Below are 15343 nucleotides of genomic sequence, written 5' to 3'. Positions count from 1 at the left end.
AAAAAATATGTATTCTAATTTTAATTATTTTCACTAAAATATTTTTGTATACCAACATAAATAGCCCATGCTATTTGATCTTGATATTCTTCATCATTTAATAACTTAGCCTCTTTATCATTTGAAAGAAATCCACATTCTATTAATGTGGAAGGTATCTGATTATCTTTTATTAAGTAAATATCGTTTCTAGGTTTTATTTCTCTATTATTGGTCTTATCAACTACCCTTTTTAGTTCGCTTTGAATATAAGTCGCTAGTTCCTTATCATCTTCTTTACCTTCACAATAAAACGTTTGAGCCCCATAATATTTTGATTGTTGAAATTTATTAAGATGTATAGATACAAACATATCTGCTGAAGACTCATCAATTATTTTTTTTCTATTTTTCAGATTTTCATTATATTTTTGTCTAATAGTTTTTCCTGCTTCTTCAGTATATAAGCTTGTATCATCATTTCTTGTCAATATTACAGTTGCACCGCTAGCTTCTATTAATTCTTTTACTTTCTTCGCTATTTTTAGATTAATGTCTTTTTCTTTTATTGATTGGTCATCTGTCATTGCACCTGGATCTATTCCTCCATGTCCTGCATCTACAATTATTGTTTTACTGGTTATTGGCATCAGTTTAATTACATCTTCCGATGCGGTTTTTATTTCTATTATTGATACTATTATCAATGCCAATGATATTATTCCAAATATTATTTTTTTACTTAATTTGCTCATATTATCACCCCATATATTTATATTGAGGTTTGTCTTGATTTATTACTTTATTTCAATTAAAAAGGGACATACTATAAAAGTATCTCCCTATACATTTAAACTTATCTTATTATATCAAACTCAACTATAGACTTAAATAAATCTCCATCTATATCTATAGAGAAAGTTCCTCCTTGTAAGTTGACTAAATCTCTTGCTATAGCAAGACCCAATCCACTACCCTCGGTATTCCTAGAATCATCAGCTCTTTTAAACCTTTCCATTATTTCTTCTGGATCAAAATTCAATTCATATGAAGATATATTTTTCATTGTCAATTTAACCTTGTTATCTTCTTCAATTATATCTATATATACTCTTGTATTTGGTAAAGAATACTTAGATATATTAATTAATAAATTTTCAAGAACTCTATATAATCTTCGTCCATCCGCTCTTACATAAGTTTTCTCTTCTGGCATATTTATTTTTAAATCTAAACTAGCTTCTGATAATTTTTCTTCCATTTCTCCAATGGATTGTCTTAGTAATTGAGTAAGATCTATTTTCTCCATATTTAATTCTATATTACCACTACTAGCTTTACTAGCTTCAAATAAATCTTCTATTAGTATCTTTAATCTTTTTGATTTTGAATCCAGCACATTTACGTAGTCTTTTAAATACCCCGGACTAATATTTTCTTCTTTTTTTATTAATTCCACATAGTTTATTATAGAAGTTAACGGAGTTTTTAAATCATGAGATACATTTGTAATAAGTTCTGATTTCATTCTTTCACTTTTAAGTTGATTATCTATAGCTTTATCTAACCCATCTCTTATGTTATTTATATTATCTGCTAAAGTTGTAAAATTATCTTCACCTATTAGCTTTAGCTTATGATGAATATCTCCATTTTTTATTCTCTGAGTACCATCCATTATATAAGACAGGTACCATAGTTTTTTTAATATATAATAAGATAGTCCACCTATCGTTAAACCAGATGATATAATTGCAATAAAAGGATTATAGCTACCTATTGCAATTATCATTAAAAATAAATTAACTGCTATGCATATTATAGTTAGCCCTACTATTCTCTTTGATAAAGGCATGCTTCTTGTAAGTTTTGATGTCTTTACTAATGATTTTTTTAAAAATTTAAATACTCTATAAACAAAAGTTGTTTTGAAGAACTCTAACTTGTTATCATAACTGTTAATTTGCTTGTTAAATATATAAAACACAGTACAAATAAAACCTATCCCTAAAAAACTAAATGTAAAACTACTAACCAAGTCATAATAATAATCAACACTTTGTATTACAAATACTACTGCACATATTAACCCTACTATATATAATTCTAAAGGTATAAATTTGCTAAGTTTCAACCAAAAACTATCTTTATCAAATAGTTCTGCTTTACTTTTTTTATATAAAAATGTGGATATTGTTCCTAATATCAATGAAAAGCCTAAAGTTGCTGATATTATTTGAACAAACACTATATCTCTATTAAAATTACTTTTTGCTTCATATATTCTGTCATATATACCAGAAGCATGTTCAAAATTTTCAGGTATGGACATGTATATATCACCATTTTTTAGTTGCATAACAGAGCCTAATTCATCATTTACATTTGAATCTTTATATTCATTGTTATTGAATGATTTAGAATAGCTAACATTATGATCTTTAGATGATATTCTTACATCACATTCTCCTTTGTATTTATTTAGAAATTCTTTTGATGTCTTAATGCCTGTATTTGTATAAATTTCATCTGTATCTTTATTTATAATAAAATAATTAAGGTTTGAGATTTGTTTCAATTCCTCTCTTGAATATGTTCTTCGTTCTTTTATATTGTTTGCATCTCCATCAGAGGATTTTTTATCTGTTCCTTCTACACTTCCACTTGTAATTGATGTTAAATAGCTTATTAAGTTATTATCAAAAGCTCTACTTTTATAAAACTCATTTTCTATAGCAAATTGTCCTTTATGCATATAACTTGTAAATACTCCCGCACCTTTAACGAATAAATTAATTGTTGTAGGTATCATTGCTAAAAATGCTGATATACATATAAACATGATTACTAAGTTAATAAACTTAAATCCTTTGTTTCCTTTCATATAATCTCCTTTTTTGTTTAAAATCTTAATGCTTTATATAATATATAGTTTAAAATAAGTATAACTACTGTATCTATAAATATATTCATGCCACCATAATTAAAACATATTATAATTCCTATTATCTGAGTTATGGCAAACATTATTAATACAAATATAAAATTAAACATTAAGCTTCGTTCCCTAAATACTTTCCCATTATAGTTTTTCAATTTTGTATCCCACTCCCCATACTACTTTTAAATATCTTGGTTCTTTTGGATTTATCTCAATTTTTTCTCTTATTCTTCTAATATGAACTGCTACTGTATTTTCCACATTAAAACTTTCTTCATTCCATACTTTCTCGTATATTTCATCTATGGAAAACACCCTTCCTTTATTGGCAATAAGTAAGTTTAATATTTTAAACTCTATAGGAGTTACTTTCACTGTTTGTCCATCTACTTTTACTTCTTTTGTAGACGTATTTAATTCTAAACCACCACTAATTAATACTTCTTTATTATTTGTGTTTTCATTATTATAGGTTCCTAATGCTACATATCTCCTTAAATTTGATTTCACTCTAGCTATAAGTTCTAATAAGTTAAATGGCTTTGTTATATAATCATCTGCTCCTATATTAAGTCCCATTATTTTATCTGTATCTTCACTCTTTGCTGAAACTAATATAATTGGTATATTTTTTTCTTCTCTTATTTTTATTGTTGCTTTTATTCCATCTAGTTTTGGCATCATTATATCCATAAGTATTAGGTGAACATCTTTGTTCACTAGTACATCTAAAGCTTCTATCCCGTTGTATGCTTTATATACGTTATAACCTTCATTTCTTAAAAATATCTCTATCGATTCAACTATTTCTTTATCATCATCTACTACTAATATATTGTACATTCGCCTCATCTCCTTTATACAATTCATTATCACTTGTATTATACACTAGAATCACATACTTTTATAACTTTCATACTTTTTAATATTTTTTTAGATGTATATAAATCATAAAACCTACAAGTGTGCCTAATGAATTTATTAAAGGTTATCGATTCCCGTATATTTTCCACATTTGATAATGCTATTGTAACAATCATGTTCACCCCTTTCTATCTTTTTATACATTTTTTGTCTATACTAATATAATAGAATATAATTCTTACATAATAGTTACTCTATTTCTTAAGGAATTCTTACAAAAAAACTCACAGCAAAAGTGCTATGAGCTTCTAATCAATTAATATTTACTATGCCTCTATTTCTCTTATCAAATTAATCATTTCTATGGCGCCTACTGCACAATCAAATCCTTTATTTCCGGCTTTAGTTCCTGCACGCTCTATGGCTTGTTCTATATTTTCTGTAGTTATAACCCCAAACATCACTGGTATATCACTGTTCAGTGATACATGAGCAATTCCTTTTGATACTTCACTGCATACGTAATCATAGTGCGTTGTATTTCCGCGAATTACTGCTCCTAAGCATATTATTGCATCATATTTATTACTTTTTGCCATTTTTGATGCTATTAGAGGTATTTCAAATGCTCCCGGTACCCATGCAACTTCTATATTATCTTCATCTACATCATGTCGTTTTAGAGCATCTACCGCTCCACCCAATAGCTTAGATGTTATAAATTCATTAAAACGAGCTGCTATTATACCTATTTTTACATCCTTTGATACTAATTTTCCTTCATATATTTTCATGCTTTTTATCTCCTTTTATAATTTTAAACTAAGTAAATTTTATTTTGAGCAACGGATTTGCCTGAAGCTGTAGCGAAGGCATCTCGTTGACGATATGAACTAAGTGAATTTTAATAATTTAAAATATGGCCCATTTTTTCTTGCTTTGTTCTTAAATAAAACACATCATTTATAGTTGGATTCATTTGTATTGGTACTCTTTCTACAATTTCCATACCAAACCCTGATAGTCCATATATCTTTTCAGGGTTATTTGTGAGTAATCTTAGAGTTTTTATACCTAAGTCTCTTAATATTTGAGCTCCTATGAAATATTCCCTCATATCGCCTTCAAATCCAAGAGCCAAATTAGCTTCTAAAGTATCCATGCCTTGATCTTGTAACTCATAAGCACGAAGTTTATTTATAAGACCTATGCCACGTCCTTCTTGTCTCATATAAAGAAGTATTCCTCTTTCCTCCTCTTCTATTTGTCTCATAGCAGCAGCAAATTGTTCTCCACAATCACATCTTAGTGAACCAAAAGCATCTCCAGTTAAACACTCTGAATGTACACGACACAATATATCTTCCCCATCATTTATATCTCCTTTCACTAAAGCTACGTGATGTTCTCCATTTAATTTATTTATATATCCATATGCTCTAAAATCTCCATATGCTGTTGGCATTTTTGTATTGGCTATACACTCTACAAGATTGTCATGCTTTTTCCTATAATCTTGTAAATCTTTTATAGTTATAAATTTTAGGTCCCATTTTTTAGCTAACTCTATTAATTCTATTGTGCGCATCATAGTTCCATCATCTCTCATAATCTCGCAACATAATCCGCATTCTTTCAGTCCTGCTAATTTCATTAAATCAACAGTAGCTTCTGTATGTCCATTACGCTCTAATACTCCATTTTTCTTTGCCAAAAGTGGAAACATGTGACCTGGTCTTCTAAAATCTTCTGGCTTAGAGTTTTCATCCACACATTTCATAGCTGTTATACTTCTTTCTAGTGCAGATATTCCTGTCGTTGTATCCACATGGTCTATGGAAACTGTAAAAGCCGTACTGTGATTATCTGTATTATTGGATACCATTTGAGTAAGTTGCAATTTATCACAAATTTCTTTACTCATAGGCATACATATAAGGCCTTTCGCATGAGTAGCCATAAAATTCACATTTTTTGTTGTCGCAAATTCAGCTGCACATATAAAGTCACCTTCATTTTCTCTATCTTCATCATCAGTAACAATTATTATTTTTCCTTCTCGAAGATCTTGTAAAGCTTCTTCTACTTTATTAAACTCAAACATTCTTATGCCTCCTAAAAACCATTATTTATTAAGAAATCCATTGTTATATTACTTTCATCTTTTTTGTTTTTTTCAAAAGTTATTAACTTTTCCACATACTTACCTATAACATCATTTTCGATATTCACAATATCCCCAACTAACCTGTGGGAAAGTATAGTTTCCTGTGATGTGTGAGGAATAATCGATACACTAAAACTATTTTTATTTACATTTGCAATAGTTAAACTTATTCCATCTATAGCAACAGATCCTTTTTCTACTATATACCTTATTAAGCTATCCTCTACTATGATCGTATACCAAATTGCATTATCATCTCTTTTAATTTTTATTATTCTTCCAGTTCCATCAATATGCCCTGATACAATATGACCACCAAACCTACCACTTGAAGACATTGCTCTTTCTAAATTTACATAACTCCCATTTTTCAAACTTCCCAATGAAGATCTACTCAGAGTTTCATTCATTACATCAGCTGTAAAAGTTTTGTTGCTAAATGTAGTTACAGTAAGGCACACACCATTTACAGAAATACTATCCCCTATATGAATATCTTCAAATATTTTTTTACCTTGTATAGAAAGCACGGAAGATTTATTATTTTTTTTTATACTTTGTATTATTCCTATTTCCTCTATTATCCCTGTGAACATTTATGCGCCACCTCACTTTCTATTAATACATCTTCATCTATTTTTATTATTTTTGTATTCTTTAAATAAAATGAATTCTTAGGATTATCTACACCTCTTCCTGATACTGGAGACTTAGCATTTATGCCTCCAAATATTTTCGGTGCAATATAGGTTTGAACTTTATTAACTATACCACTGTTTAACGCCGACCAATTTAAAGTTCCACCACCCTCTAAAAGAACACTATCTATTTGTTCTTTTCCTAATATAATCATTAATTCTTTCAAATCAATATGATCATCTTTTTTAGGTACAACTATAATCTTACATCCTTTATCTGTGTATGTTTTATGTTTATCTTTACCACTTTCACTTGTAGCTATTATTGTCGGTATCCCATGAGCTGTACTTACTATCTTGCTGTCAATAGGTGTTCTTAGATTAGAGTCACATATTATTCTTGTAGGATTTTTACCATTATCTAATCTACAATTAAGCATAGGATCATCTAGCAATACAGTTCCTATTCCCACCATTATTCCGCTATATTTATGTCTATCTTCATGTACTCTCTTTCTCGAAGCTTCCCCTGTTATCCATTTAGACTGATTAGTATAAGTTGCAATTTTACCATCCATTGTCATTGCATACTTCATTACAACATAAGGTCTTTTTGTTTTTATATAATGAAAAAATACTTCATTTAAATCATCACACTCTTCTTTTAAAAGTCCTTCTATTACTTCCACTCCATTATTTCGAAGTTCTTCTATTCCTTTTCCTCTTACTAATGGATTTGCATCTGATGATCCTATAACAACTTTACTTATACCAACTTCTATTATCGCCTGAGTACATGGTGGTGTTTTTCCATAATGACAGCAAGGTTCTAATGTTACATATATAGTTGCCCCTTTGGGTGATTTTTTACAATTTTTAATTGCATTTCGTTCCCCATGAAACATTCCATAAGCTTTGTGATATCCTTGACCTATTATTTCATTATCCTTTACAATAACAGCACCCACCATAGGATTCGGATTCACAAATCCACAACCTTTTTTAGCAAGCTCTAAAGCCATTTGCATATATTTTTTATCAATCATAGTTCACCTCCAACAAAATTCATACAAATACAAAAAGCCTCGAACAATATGTTCAAGGCAGAATTTCTATAAACTGATTATTCTAATAATATATTCTTATTATAAATCAAAAAACTCTGAAATGATAAATTCATTCCAGAGCATATAATTCAAATTAATAAAAATTAAATTAGATTAATTATTTCATCTTCTTTCATCCAGACTTTACTGTCGGCCTCGGAATCACACCGAATCATGCCATAATGGCTCGTGGGCTATAACCACCGGTAGGGAATTTCACCCTGCCCTGAAGATTTTATTCAATTAAGATAATCATAATTTAATATACTCAATCTGTCAATTAATATTTCATTTCACTTAGAAATAAAATATTAAGAAAAAATACATTTCCATGTTTTAACTTACCATTTTATGGTATATATATAATATAAATAAAAATAGATATTGATTATATAAATTAAATTTGTTAAATCAATGGAGGAGATAATTATGGAATTAAAGGGAAGTAAAACAGAAAAAAATTTACTATCTGCTTTTGCAGGAGAAGCTCAAGCAAGAACTAAGTATACTTATTATGCTTCTAAAGCAAAGAAAGAAGGATATAATCAAATAGCTGATATATTCGAAGAAACTGCAAATAACGAAAAAGAACATGCTAAAATATGGTTCAAACTTTTACATGACGGTATGCCATCAACTCCAGATAACTTAAAGGACGCTGCTTCAGGAGAAAATTACGAATGGACTGATATGTACGCTACTTTTGCTAAAGAAGCTAAAGAAGAAGGGTTCGATAAAATAGCGTATTTATTTAAAGCTGTTGGAGAAATTGAAAAAGAACACGAAGAAAGATACCGTAAACTTCTTGAAAACCTAGAAAATGGAACTATATTCGAAAAAGACGGTGAAGTTTACTGGCATTGTCAAAATTGCGGACACATACATAAAGGTAAGATAGCACCTGAAGTATGTCCTGTTTGTAATCACCCACAGTCATACTTCCAAGTTAGAGCAGAAAACTATAAATAAGCGAGTAATTTATCTCAAATAGATAATTCCAAAACCCAATATTAAGTTAGGCTAACAACTAATAGTTGTTAGCCATTTTTTATAGCTTCATATTATAGCTTCATATTATAGCTTTATATAGTGTTTTCATTAACAATTTAATAAGATACTTTTTTTACTTTTTAATAAATATTTCTTTATTTCCTGAGAAATTATTTAGTTGAAATTTATAATAAAAAAAGATGTATTCCAACATATTGTTGAAATACATCTTGTATATACAATTCGAAAAATTTCCAATATTGAATAAAAACTATCTTTTTGAGAACTGAGGCGCTCTTCTTGCAGCTTTTAAACCATATTTCTTTCTTTCTTTCATTCTTGCATCTCTTGTTAAGAATCCTTCTTTCTTTAAGTCTCCTCTTAACTCAGCATCAGCTTTTAATAAAGCTCTTGATATACCGTGTCTTATAGCTCCAGCTTGTCCAGTGAATCCTCCACCTTCAACCTTTACTATTACATCGTATTTATTTTCATTATTAGTTAAAACTAATGGTTGTTTAACATCTCTTATTAATGTTTCGTAGTTAAAATATTCATTAACATCTCTTCCATTAACTACTATATTTCCTTCACCTGCAACTAATCTAACTCTAGCTACAGAGCTTTTTCTTCTTCCTGTTCCGTAGAATTGAACTTTTTCCATGATAACTCCTCCTTTCACCTATTAATCCTATACGTTTAATTCAACTGGGTTTTGAGCTGCATGTGTATGTTCAGCACCTGCGAATACTCTTAATCTAGTCATCATTCTGCTTCTTAATTTATTTTTTGGTAACATTCCGCTAACTGCATGTGCTACTACTTCTTCTGGTTTCTTTTCCATCATTTCTCTGTAAGTTATTTCTTTTAATCCACCTACATAACCAGTGTGGTATCTATATAATTTTTGATCTAATTTCTTTCCTGTTAAAACTACTTTTGCTGCGTTTACAACAACAACAAAATCTCCACCGTCTACGTGTGGTGTAAATGTTGGTTTATGTTTTCCTCTTAATATAGTTGCTATTTCTGTAGCAAGACGACCTAATGTTTTTCCTTCAGCATCAACTACGTACCAGTTTCTTTGTACGTCAGCTGGTTTAGCTATATAACTTTTCATGGTTGTCCCTCCTTAATTTTCATAATTTTTTTATCTACCGTATATATAAAGTCCGGGGCAATGTGGACTTACTAGCACACTCTTATTCATTTTAATACAATGACCCTGGTGTGTCAAGTTTAATAATGAACTTTTTTAAGAAATAATCCGTGTGCAGGCGCGGTATGACCTGCTTCTCCCCTATCTTGTGAAGCAATTATTTCTTCCAGCGGTTTATCTATTCTTCCTCTGCCTATATCCACCAACGTTCCTACTATAATTCTCACCATATTATATAAAAATCCATTACCCTCCACTTCTAAAACAATTAAGTCTCCACTATACTCAATTGAAATATTATGTATGGTTCTAACTGTATCTTTTACTGATGATCCAGAACTCATAAATCCTTTAAATTCATGTGTCCCAAGTAGCGACTTAGCTTCTAAGCGCATTTTTTCTATATCAAGTTCATATCTGACATGATATGATATATCCTTGTATAATGGGCTTCTATAAGGCTTATTATATATTAAATATCTATATATTTTCCCTGTTGCACTGTATCTAGAATGAAAATCATCAGATACTTCTTGGCAGTCAATTATAGATACATCCTTTGGCAACTTTGCATTTAAGGCATCAGGAATTCTAGCTATGGGTATGCTTGAGTTTGTCTTAAAGTTAGCAACTTGACCTAACGCATGAACACCTGCATCTGTTCTTCCCGATCCTATTATATTTACTTTTTCTTTTGTTATTTCATAGATGGCATATTCTATTGTACCCTGTATACCAGAAGAGTTAGGTTGTTTCTGCCAACCACAATATTTTGTACCATCATATTGTATAGTAAGTTTTAAATTTCTCATTTACTTCCTCATTTATATGAATTTAGTTACTATTATGATTGCCAAAAATACAACTTGTAAAACGTAAGCTATATAATCAGATTTTGTAATTTTAGCTTCTTTCATCTTAGTTCTATTATATCCACCTCTATAACATCTAGCTTCCATCGCCATTGCTAATTCATCGGCTCTTCTAAAAGCACTAACAAATAATGGTACTAATAATGGTACTAAGTTTTTAGCCCTATTTATTATATTACTACTTTCAAAATCAGCACCTCTAGACATTTGTGCTTTCATAATTTTATCAGTTTCATCTAATAATGTAGGTATAAATCTAAGAGCTATTGTCATCATCATAGCTAGCTCATGAACAGGCATTCCTATCTTCTTTAAAGGATTTAACATTCTTTCTATACCATCTGTAAGTTGTATAGGAGAAGTTGTTAATGTAAGTAATGATGTACCAACAACTAAAAATACTAATCTTATAGACATAAAAATAGCCTGTCTTATTCCTTCTTTAGTTAGAGTTAAAAAACCAAACTTCCAAATCACCTCACCAGGTAAAAAGAATATATTTATAACAAATGTAAATAGAATTATCCATCTAAGTGGTTTTATACCTTTTATAATGTATTTAAGAGGTATTTGAGACATTTTTACTACTGCAACTAATGTTGCAGTCACTAATAAATATGGCCAAAATTTATTTACTACAAATAAAGATACCATGAATACTATTGTTGCAATAAGCTTTGTTGTTGAATCTAACTTATGAATACAAGAATTTGCAGGATAATATTGACCTATTGTTATATCTTTTAACATTTCTTTCTTCCTTTCATAAAGTTTAGTATTTCTTCTTTTATTTCTTCTATTGTTAAGACATCAGTTCTTATATCAAAACCTTTATCCTTTAATTTTATAGCTAATTCTAAAACTTGAGGTACATCTAATCCTATTTCTTTAAGTCTTGATGCATGATTATTAAAAATTTGTCTAGGTGTTCCCATAAATTCAATCTTACCATGATTCATAACTATTATAGTCTTAGCTATCTTAGCCATATCATCCATACTATGAGAGGATAGTATTATAGTCATATTACTTTCTTCGTGTAATCTTTTTATTAAAGCAAAGATTTCATCTCTTCCGCCTGGATCCAATCCAGCAGTAGGTTCATCTAGTATTAATAATTCTGGATTCATTGCTATAACTCCAGCAATTGCCACCCTACGTTTTTGACCACCAGATAAATCAAAAGGTGATTTGTCTTTATATTCATTGTAATCAAGTCCTACAGCTTTCATAGACTGTTTTACCCTAATAGATATTTCTTTCTGGTTTAAATTTAAATTAGAAGGTCCGAAAGCTATATCTTTTTCAACTGTTTCTTCAAAAAGTTGATACTCCGGATATTGAAATACTATACCTACTCTTTTTCTAATTTCAGTTAGATTTTGATTTTCACCAGTTATATTAAAATCATTTATGAAAATTTCTCCTGATGATGGTTTAATAAGACCATTTAAGTGCTGTATAAGAGTAGATTTTCCTGATCCTGTATGACCAATTAAACCTACAAAATCTCTATCTTTTATTTCAAATGATATATCATCTATTGCTTTGCTAGCAAAAGGCATACCTTCATCATATATATAAGTTAAGTTTTTTACAACAATTGACATAATTTCACCACCATCTCATCTACTGTTAATACATCATCGTTAATATCCATTCCTTCTTCTTTTAAAGAAGTGGCTAGCTCTGTCATATAAGGAACATCTAAGCCTATTTTCTTAAGCTTTTCTATATTTCTAAACACTTCTTTCGGTGTTCCTTCCAATACTTTTCGTCCTTTATCCATAACTATAACTCTATCAGCTTCTACGGCCTCTTCCATGTAGTGAGTTATGTGTAATACTGTAATATTTTCTTCTTTATTAAGTTTTTTTATTACATTCATAACTTCTTTTCTACCTGATGGATCAAGCATTGCTGTAGCCTCATCAAAAATTATACATTTAGGTCTCATAGCAATTATACCTGCTATAGCAACCCTTTGCTTTTGCCCTCCAGATAATAAGTGTGGCTGTCTATCTTTTAATTCCGTAATTCCTACACTTTCAAGAGCTTCTCTTACTCTTTCTCTAATTATTGAAGGTTCTATACCTAAATTTTCTGGCCCAAAAGCCACATCTTCTTCTACAATAGTTGCAACTATTTGGTTATCTGGATTTTGGAATACCATACCTGCAGTCTGCCTTATATCCCATAGTTTTTCTTCATCTTTTGTATCACTTCCATCTATTAAGATATTACCTTCTGTTGGCATCAAAATAGCATTTAAGTTTTTAGATAAAGTTGATTTTCCAGAACCATTATGCCCAATAATAGCCACGAATTCACCTTGCTTAACATTCAAACTTAAATTATCTATAGCTTTAAAACTAGATTCTTCAGTTATATATTCATATGAAATATTGTTAACGTTTATAATATTGTTCATTTATTCTACTCCTTCTTTAAAGTAGTAATTTAAAATTTGTATCTTAATATTATATCACAGTTCTAATTAAAAAATAATTCCTTTGATTATATAATCTTTTTTAATTAATATTATTTGCATAAAAAAAAGATTAAGCCCATCAAACTTAATCTTTTTTCATATATTTTAACTATTTACTAAACTAATTCAATAAATGCCATTTCAGCTGCATCGCCTCTTCTTGGGCCTTTTTTTATTATTCTAGTATATCCACCATTTCTCTCAGCATATTTTGGAGCTATATCAGTGAATAAGTTATTAACTACTGTTTCATCCATAACGTAAGCTAAAACTTGTCTTCTAGCATGAAGATCTCCTCTTTTAGCAAGAGTTATCATCTTTTCAGCCATTCTACGAGTTTCTTTTGCTCTTGTTACTGTAGTTTCTATTCTACCACATCTTAGTAAGTCAGTTACTAAGTTTCTTAACATAAGGTTTCTGTGTGATGTCACACGTCCTAATTTACGGTAATTAGCCACGCCAATCCCTCCTTTGCTCGCTTATTCTTCGCTAGGTTTAAGTCCTAATCCTAATTCTTCAAGTTTTTGAATAACTTCTTCAAGTGATTTTTTACCAAGGTTTCTAACCTTCATCATATCATCTTCTGATTTATTAGCTAATTCTTCAACTGTATTAATTCCCGCTCTCTTTAAACAGTTGTAAGATCTTACTGATAAATCAAGTTCTTCAATAGTCATTTCAAGAACTTTTTCTTTTTGATCTTCTTCTTTTTCTACCATTATTTCAACGTTGCTTACATGCTCAGTTAAGTCAATGAATAGATTTAAATGCTCAACTAATACTTTAGCTGCAAGAGATATCCCCTCTTGAGGATTAATGCTTCCATTAGTCCATACTTCAAGTGTTAATTTATCATAATCTGATTTTTGACCAACTCTTGTGTTTTCTACATGGTAGCTAACTTTTTGTACGGGAGTGTATATTGAGTCTACAGGTAAAACACCTATAGGCATATTTTCAGTTTTGTTTTCCTCGGCTGGAACATATCCTCTACCTTTGTCAATGTTTATTTCCATATTAAATTTAGCATTATCATCTAAAGTAGCGATTAATAAGTCTTTATTTAATATTTCTACATCTGGTGGGCAGATTATGTCTGCTCCTGTTACAGTACAAGGTCCTTGAGCCTGAATTTTAAGAGTTCTACTTCCTTCACCATCTATAGTTGCAGAAAGTTCTTTTAAAGTTAATATTATTTCAGTAACATCTTCTTTAACCCCTGATACTGTTGAGAATTCATGAAGAACACCATCTATTCTTATTGAATTCACTGCTACACCAGGTAAAGAAGATAATAATATTCTTCTTAGAGCATTCCCTATAGTAGTTCCGTATCCTCTTTCTAAAGGTTCAATGACAAATTTTCCATATCTATAATCTTCACCAAGTTCTACAATGTCTACTTTTGGTTTTTCTATTTCTATCATGGACAAAACCCTCCTTCAAATTTATTAATCCACTGAGGGTAAACACCTCTAAAGAAAAACTTTAGAAGATGCTTATTATTTAGAATAAAGCTCTATGATTAAGTGTTCAGCTATTTCAAGATCTATATCTTCTCTATTTGGAAGAGCAGTTACAGTCGCAGTCATATTTTCTACGTTTGCATCTATCCATCTTGGAGCTACTTTTGTATTTGCTTCTACTATACCTTTGAATTTAGCAGATGATTTAGAAGTTTCTTTAACTGCTATAACATCTCCAACTTTTACAGTTATTGAAGGTATATCAACTTTTTTACCGTTTAAAGTAAAGTGTGCATGAGTTAATAATTGTCTAGCTTCTTTTCTAGAGTTAGCTAATCCCATTCTGTAAACAACATTATCTAATCTTCTTTCTAATAAGCTTAATAAGTTTTCACCAGTTTTACCTGACATTTTCTCAGCACGTTCGTACATGTTTCTGAATTGAGTTTCTAAAACTCCGTATATTCTCTTAACTTTTTGTTTTTCTCTTAATTGTAAACCATAGTTAGAAACTTTCTTTCTCCCTTGTCCATGTTGTCCTGGAGCATAGTTTCTTTTAACTATAGCACATTTATCTGTATAACATCTATCACCTTTAAGGAATAATTTCATTCCTTCTCTACGGCATTGTCTGCATGATGCACCAGTATATCTTGCCATAATTACACCT

The 15343-nt window shown here is 29.9% G+C and carries 18 protein-coding genes and 1 riboswitch; of the genes, 1 reads left to right on the top strand and 17 read right to left on the bottom strand.

Going from position 1 to position 15343, the window contains the following annotated elements; translation table 11 throughout:
- Window positions 1–20: 20 nt before the first annotated feature.
- The 8 genes from cwlD to ribD form a co-directional block, all read right to left on the bottom strand.
- Window positions 21–734 carry an N-acetylmuramoyl-L-alanine amidase CwlD gene (gene cwlD / locus TEGL_RS00815; RefSeq protein WP_018590411.1) on the bottom strand — a complete coding sequence of 238 codons (714 nt, stop codon included), beginning with the start codon at window positions 732–734 and terminating at the stop codon, window positions 21–23.
- Between the two features lie 101 nt (window positions 735–835).
- On the bottom strand, window positions 836–2863 hold the full coding sequence (locus tag TEGL_RS00810; RefSeq protein WP_018590410.1) for a sensor histidine kinase: 2028 nt from the start codon (window positions 2861–2863) through the stop codon (window positions 836–838).
- 17 nt (window positions 2864–2880) lie between these two features.
- Complete coding sequence (locus TEGL_RS00805) at window positions 2881–3033, bottom strand: hypothetical protein (protein WP_154650624.1); 153 nt, start codon at window positions 3031–3033, stop codon at window positions 2881–2883.
- A gap of 28 nt (window positions 3034–3061) precedes the next feature.
- Window positions 3062–3763, bottom strand: coding sequence for a response regulator transcription factor (locus TEGL_RS00800; RefSeq protein ID WP_018590408.1), 702 nt, complete (start codon window positions 3761–3763; stop codon window positions 3062–3064).
- A 347-nt stretch (window positions 3764–4110) separates the two neighbouring features.
- Window positions 4111–4578: a 6,7-dimethyl-8-ribityllumazine synthase gene (gene ribE, locus TEGL_RS00795; RefSeq protein WP_018590407.1), complete on the bottom strand. Its 468-nt coding sequence runs from the start codon at window positions 4576–4578 to the stop codon at window positions 4111–4113.
- Between the two features lie 110 nt (window positions 4579–4688).
- On the bottom strand, window positions 4689–5888 hold the full coding sequence (locus TEGL_RS00790; protein ID WP_018590406.1) for a bifunctional 3,4-dihydroxy-2-butanone-4-phosphate synthase/GTP cyclohydrolase II: 1200 nt from the start codon (window positions 5886–5888) through the stop codon (window positions 4689–4691).
- Between the two features lie 11 nt (window positions 5889–5899).
- Complete coding sequence (gene ribE, locus TEGL_RS00785) at window positions 5900–6547, bottom strand: riboflavin synthase (RefSeq protein ID WP_018590405.1); 648 nt, start codon at window positions 6545–6547, stop codon at window positions 5900–5902.
- Window positions 6532–7635, bottom strand: a complete 1104-nt coding sequence (gene ribD, locus TEGL_RS00780) for a bifunctional diaminohydroxyphosphoribosylaminopyrimidine deaminase/5-amino-6-(5-phosphoribosylamino)uracil reductase RibD (RefSeq protein WP_018590404.1) — start codon at window positions 7633–7635, stop codon at window positions 6532–6534. The genes ribE (TEGL_RS00785) and ribD overlap by 16 nt, the downstream gene beginning before the upstream one ends.
- A 181-nt stretch (window positions 7636–7816) precedes the next feature.
- Window positions 7817–7933, bottom strand: a riboswitch (FMN riboswitch).
- A gap of 191 nt (window positions 7934–8124) precedes the next feature.
- On the opposite strand from ribD, the gene rbr reads away from it, so the two are divergent.
- Window positions 8125–8664 carry a rubrerythrin gene (rbr, locus tag TEGL_RS00775; RefSeq protein ID WP_018590403.1) on the top strand — a complete coding sequence of 180 codons (540 nt, stop codon included), beginning with the start codon at window positions 8125–8127 and terminating at the stop codon, window positions 8662–8664.
- Window positions 8665–8956: 292 nt separating this feature from the next.
- Here the strand turns inward: rbr and rpsI are convergent, their stop codons facing one another.
- From rpsI to rpsD, 9 genes are all read right to left on the bottom strand, one after another.
- Window positions 8957–9349 carry a 30S ribosomal protein S9 gene (gene rpsI, locus TEGL_RS00770; RefSeq protein ID WP_026255080.1) on the bottom strand — a complete coding sequence of 131 codons (393 nt, stop codon included), beginning with the start codon at window positions 9347–9349 and terminating at the stop codon, window positions 8957–8959.
- Window positions 9350–9376: 27 nt separating this feature from the next.
- The gene (gene rplM, locus TEGL_RS00765) at window positions 9377–9805 is read right to left on the bottom strand and encodes a 50S ribosomal protein L13 (protein ID WP_018590401.1); all 429 of its coding nucleotides are present in this window, start codon (window positions 9803–9805) and stop codon (window positions 9377–9379) included.
- Window positions 9806–9924: 119 nt separating this feature from the next.
- On the bottom strand, window positions 9925–10656 hold the full coding sequence (gene truA / locus TEGL_RS00760; RefSeq protein WP_018590400.1) for a tRNA pseudouridine(38-40) synthase TruA: 732 nt from the start codon (window positions 10654–10656) through the stop codon (window positions 9925–9927).
- A 12-nt stretch (window positions 10657–10668) separates the two neighbouring features.
- Window positions 10669–11466, bottom strand: a complete 798-nt coding sequence (locus TEGL_RS00755) for an energy-coupling factor transporter transmembrane component T family protein (RefSeq protein WP_018590399.1) — start codon at window positions 11464–11466, stop codon at window positions 10669–10671.
- Window positions 11460–12326 carry an energy-coupling factor transporter ATPase gene (locus TEGL_RS00750; protein ID WP_018590398.1) on the bottom strand — a complete coding sequence of 289 codons (867 nt, stop codon included), beginning with the start codon at window positions 12324–12326 and terminating at the stop codon, window positions 11460–11462. Before TEGL_RS00750 ends, TEGL_RS00755 begins: the two co-directional genes overlap by 7 nt.
- Window positions 12311–13147, bottom strand: coding sequence for an energy-coupling factor transporter ATPase (locus TEGL_RS00745; RefSeq protein WP_018590397.1), 837 nt, complete (start codon window positions 13145–13147; stop codon window positions 12311–12313). The genes TEGL_RS00750 and TEGL_RS00745 overlap by 16 nt, the downstream gene beginning before the upstream one ends.
- Window positions 13148–13323: 176 nt before the next feature.
- A complete protein-coding gene (gene rplQ, locus TEGL_RS00740) occupies window positions 13324–13665 on the bottom strand; it encodes a 50S ribosomal protein L17 (RefSeq protein ID WP_018590396.1) in 342 nt (113 codons plus the stop codon).
- Window positions 13666–13686: 21 nt separating this feature from the next.
- Window positions 13687–14634, bottom strand: coding sequence for a DNA-directed RNA polymerase subunit alpha (locus TEGL_RS00735; RefSeq protein ID WP_018590395.1), 948 nt, complete (start codon window positions 14632–14634; stop codon window positions 13687–13689).
- A 75-nt stretch (window positions 14635–14709) separates the two neighbouring features.
- Complete coding sequence (rpsD, locus tag TEGL_RS00730; RefSeq protein WP_018590394.1) at window positions 14710–15333, bottom strand: 30S ribosomal protein S4; 624 nt, start codon at window positions 15331–15333, stop codon at window positions 14710–14712.
- Between the last annotated feature and the right edge of the window lie 10 nt (window positions 15334–15343).

The sequence above is a fragment of the Terrisporobacter glycolicus ATCC 14880 = DSM 1288 genome (assembly GCF_036812735.1).
In the GTDB taxonomy this organism is placed as follows: Bacteria; Bacillota; Clostridia; order Peptostreptococcales; family Peptostreptococcaceae; genus Terrisporobacter; species Terrisporobacter glycolicus.
The sequence above is the reverse complement of the archived record's forward strand: the minus strand, read 5'-3'. Positions and strand labels throughout refer to the sequence as shown.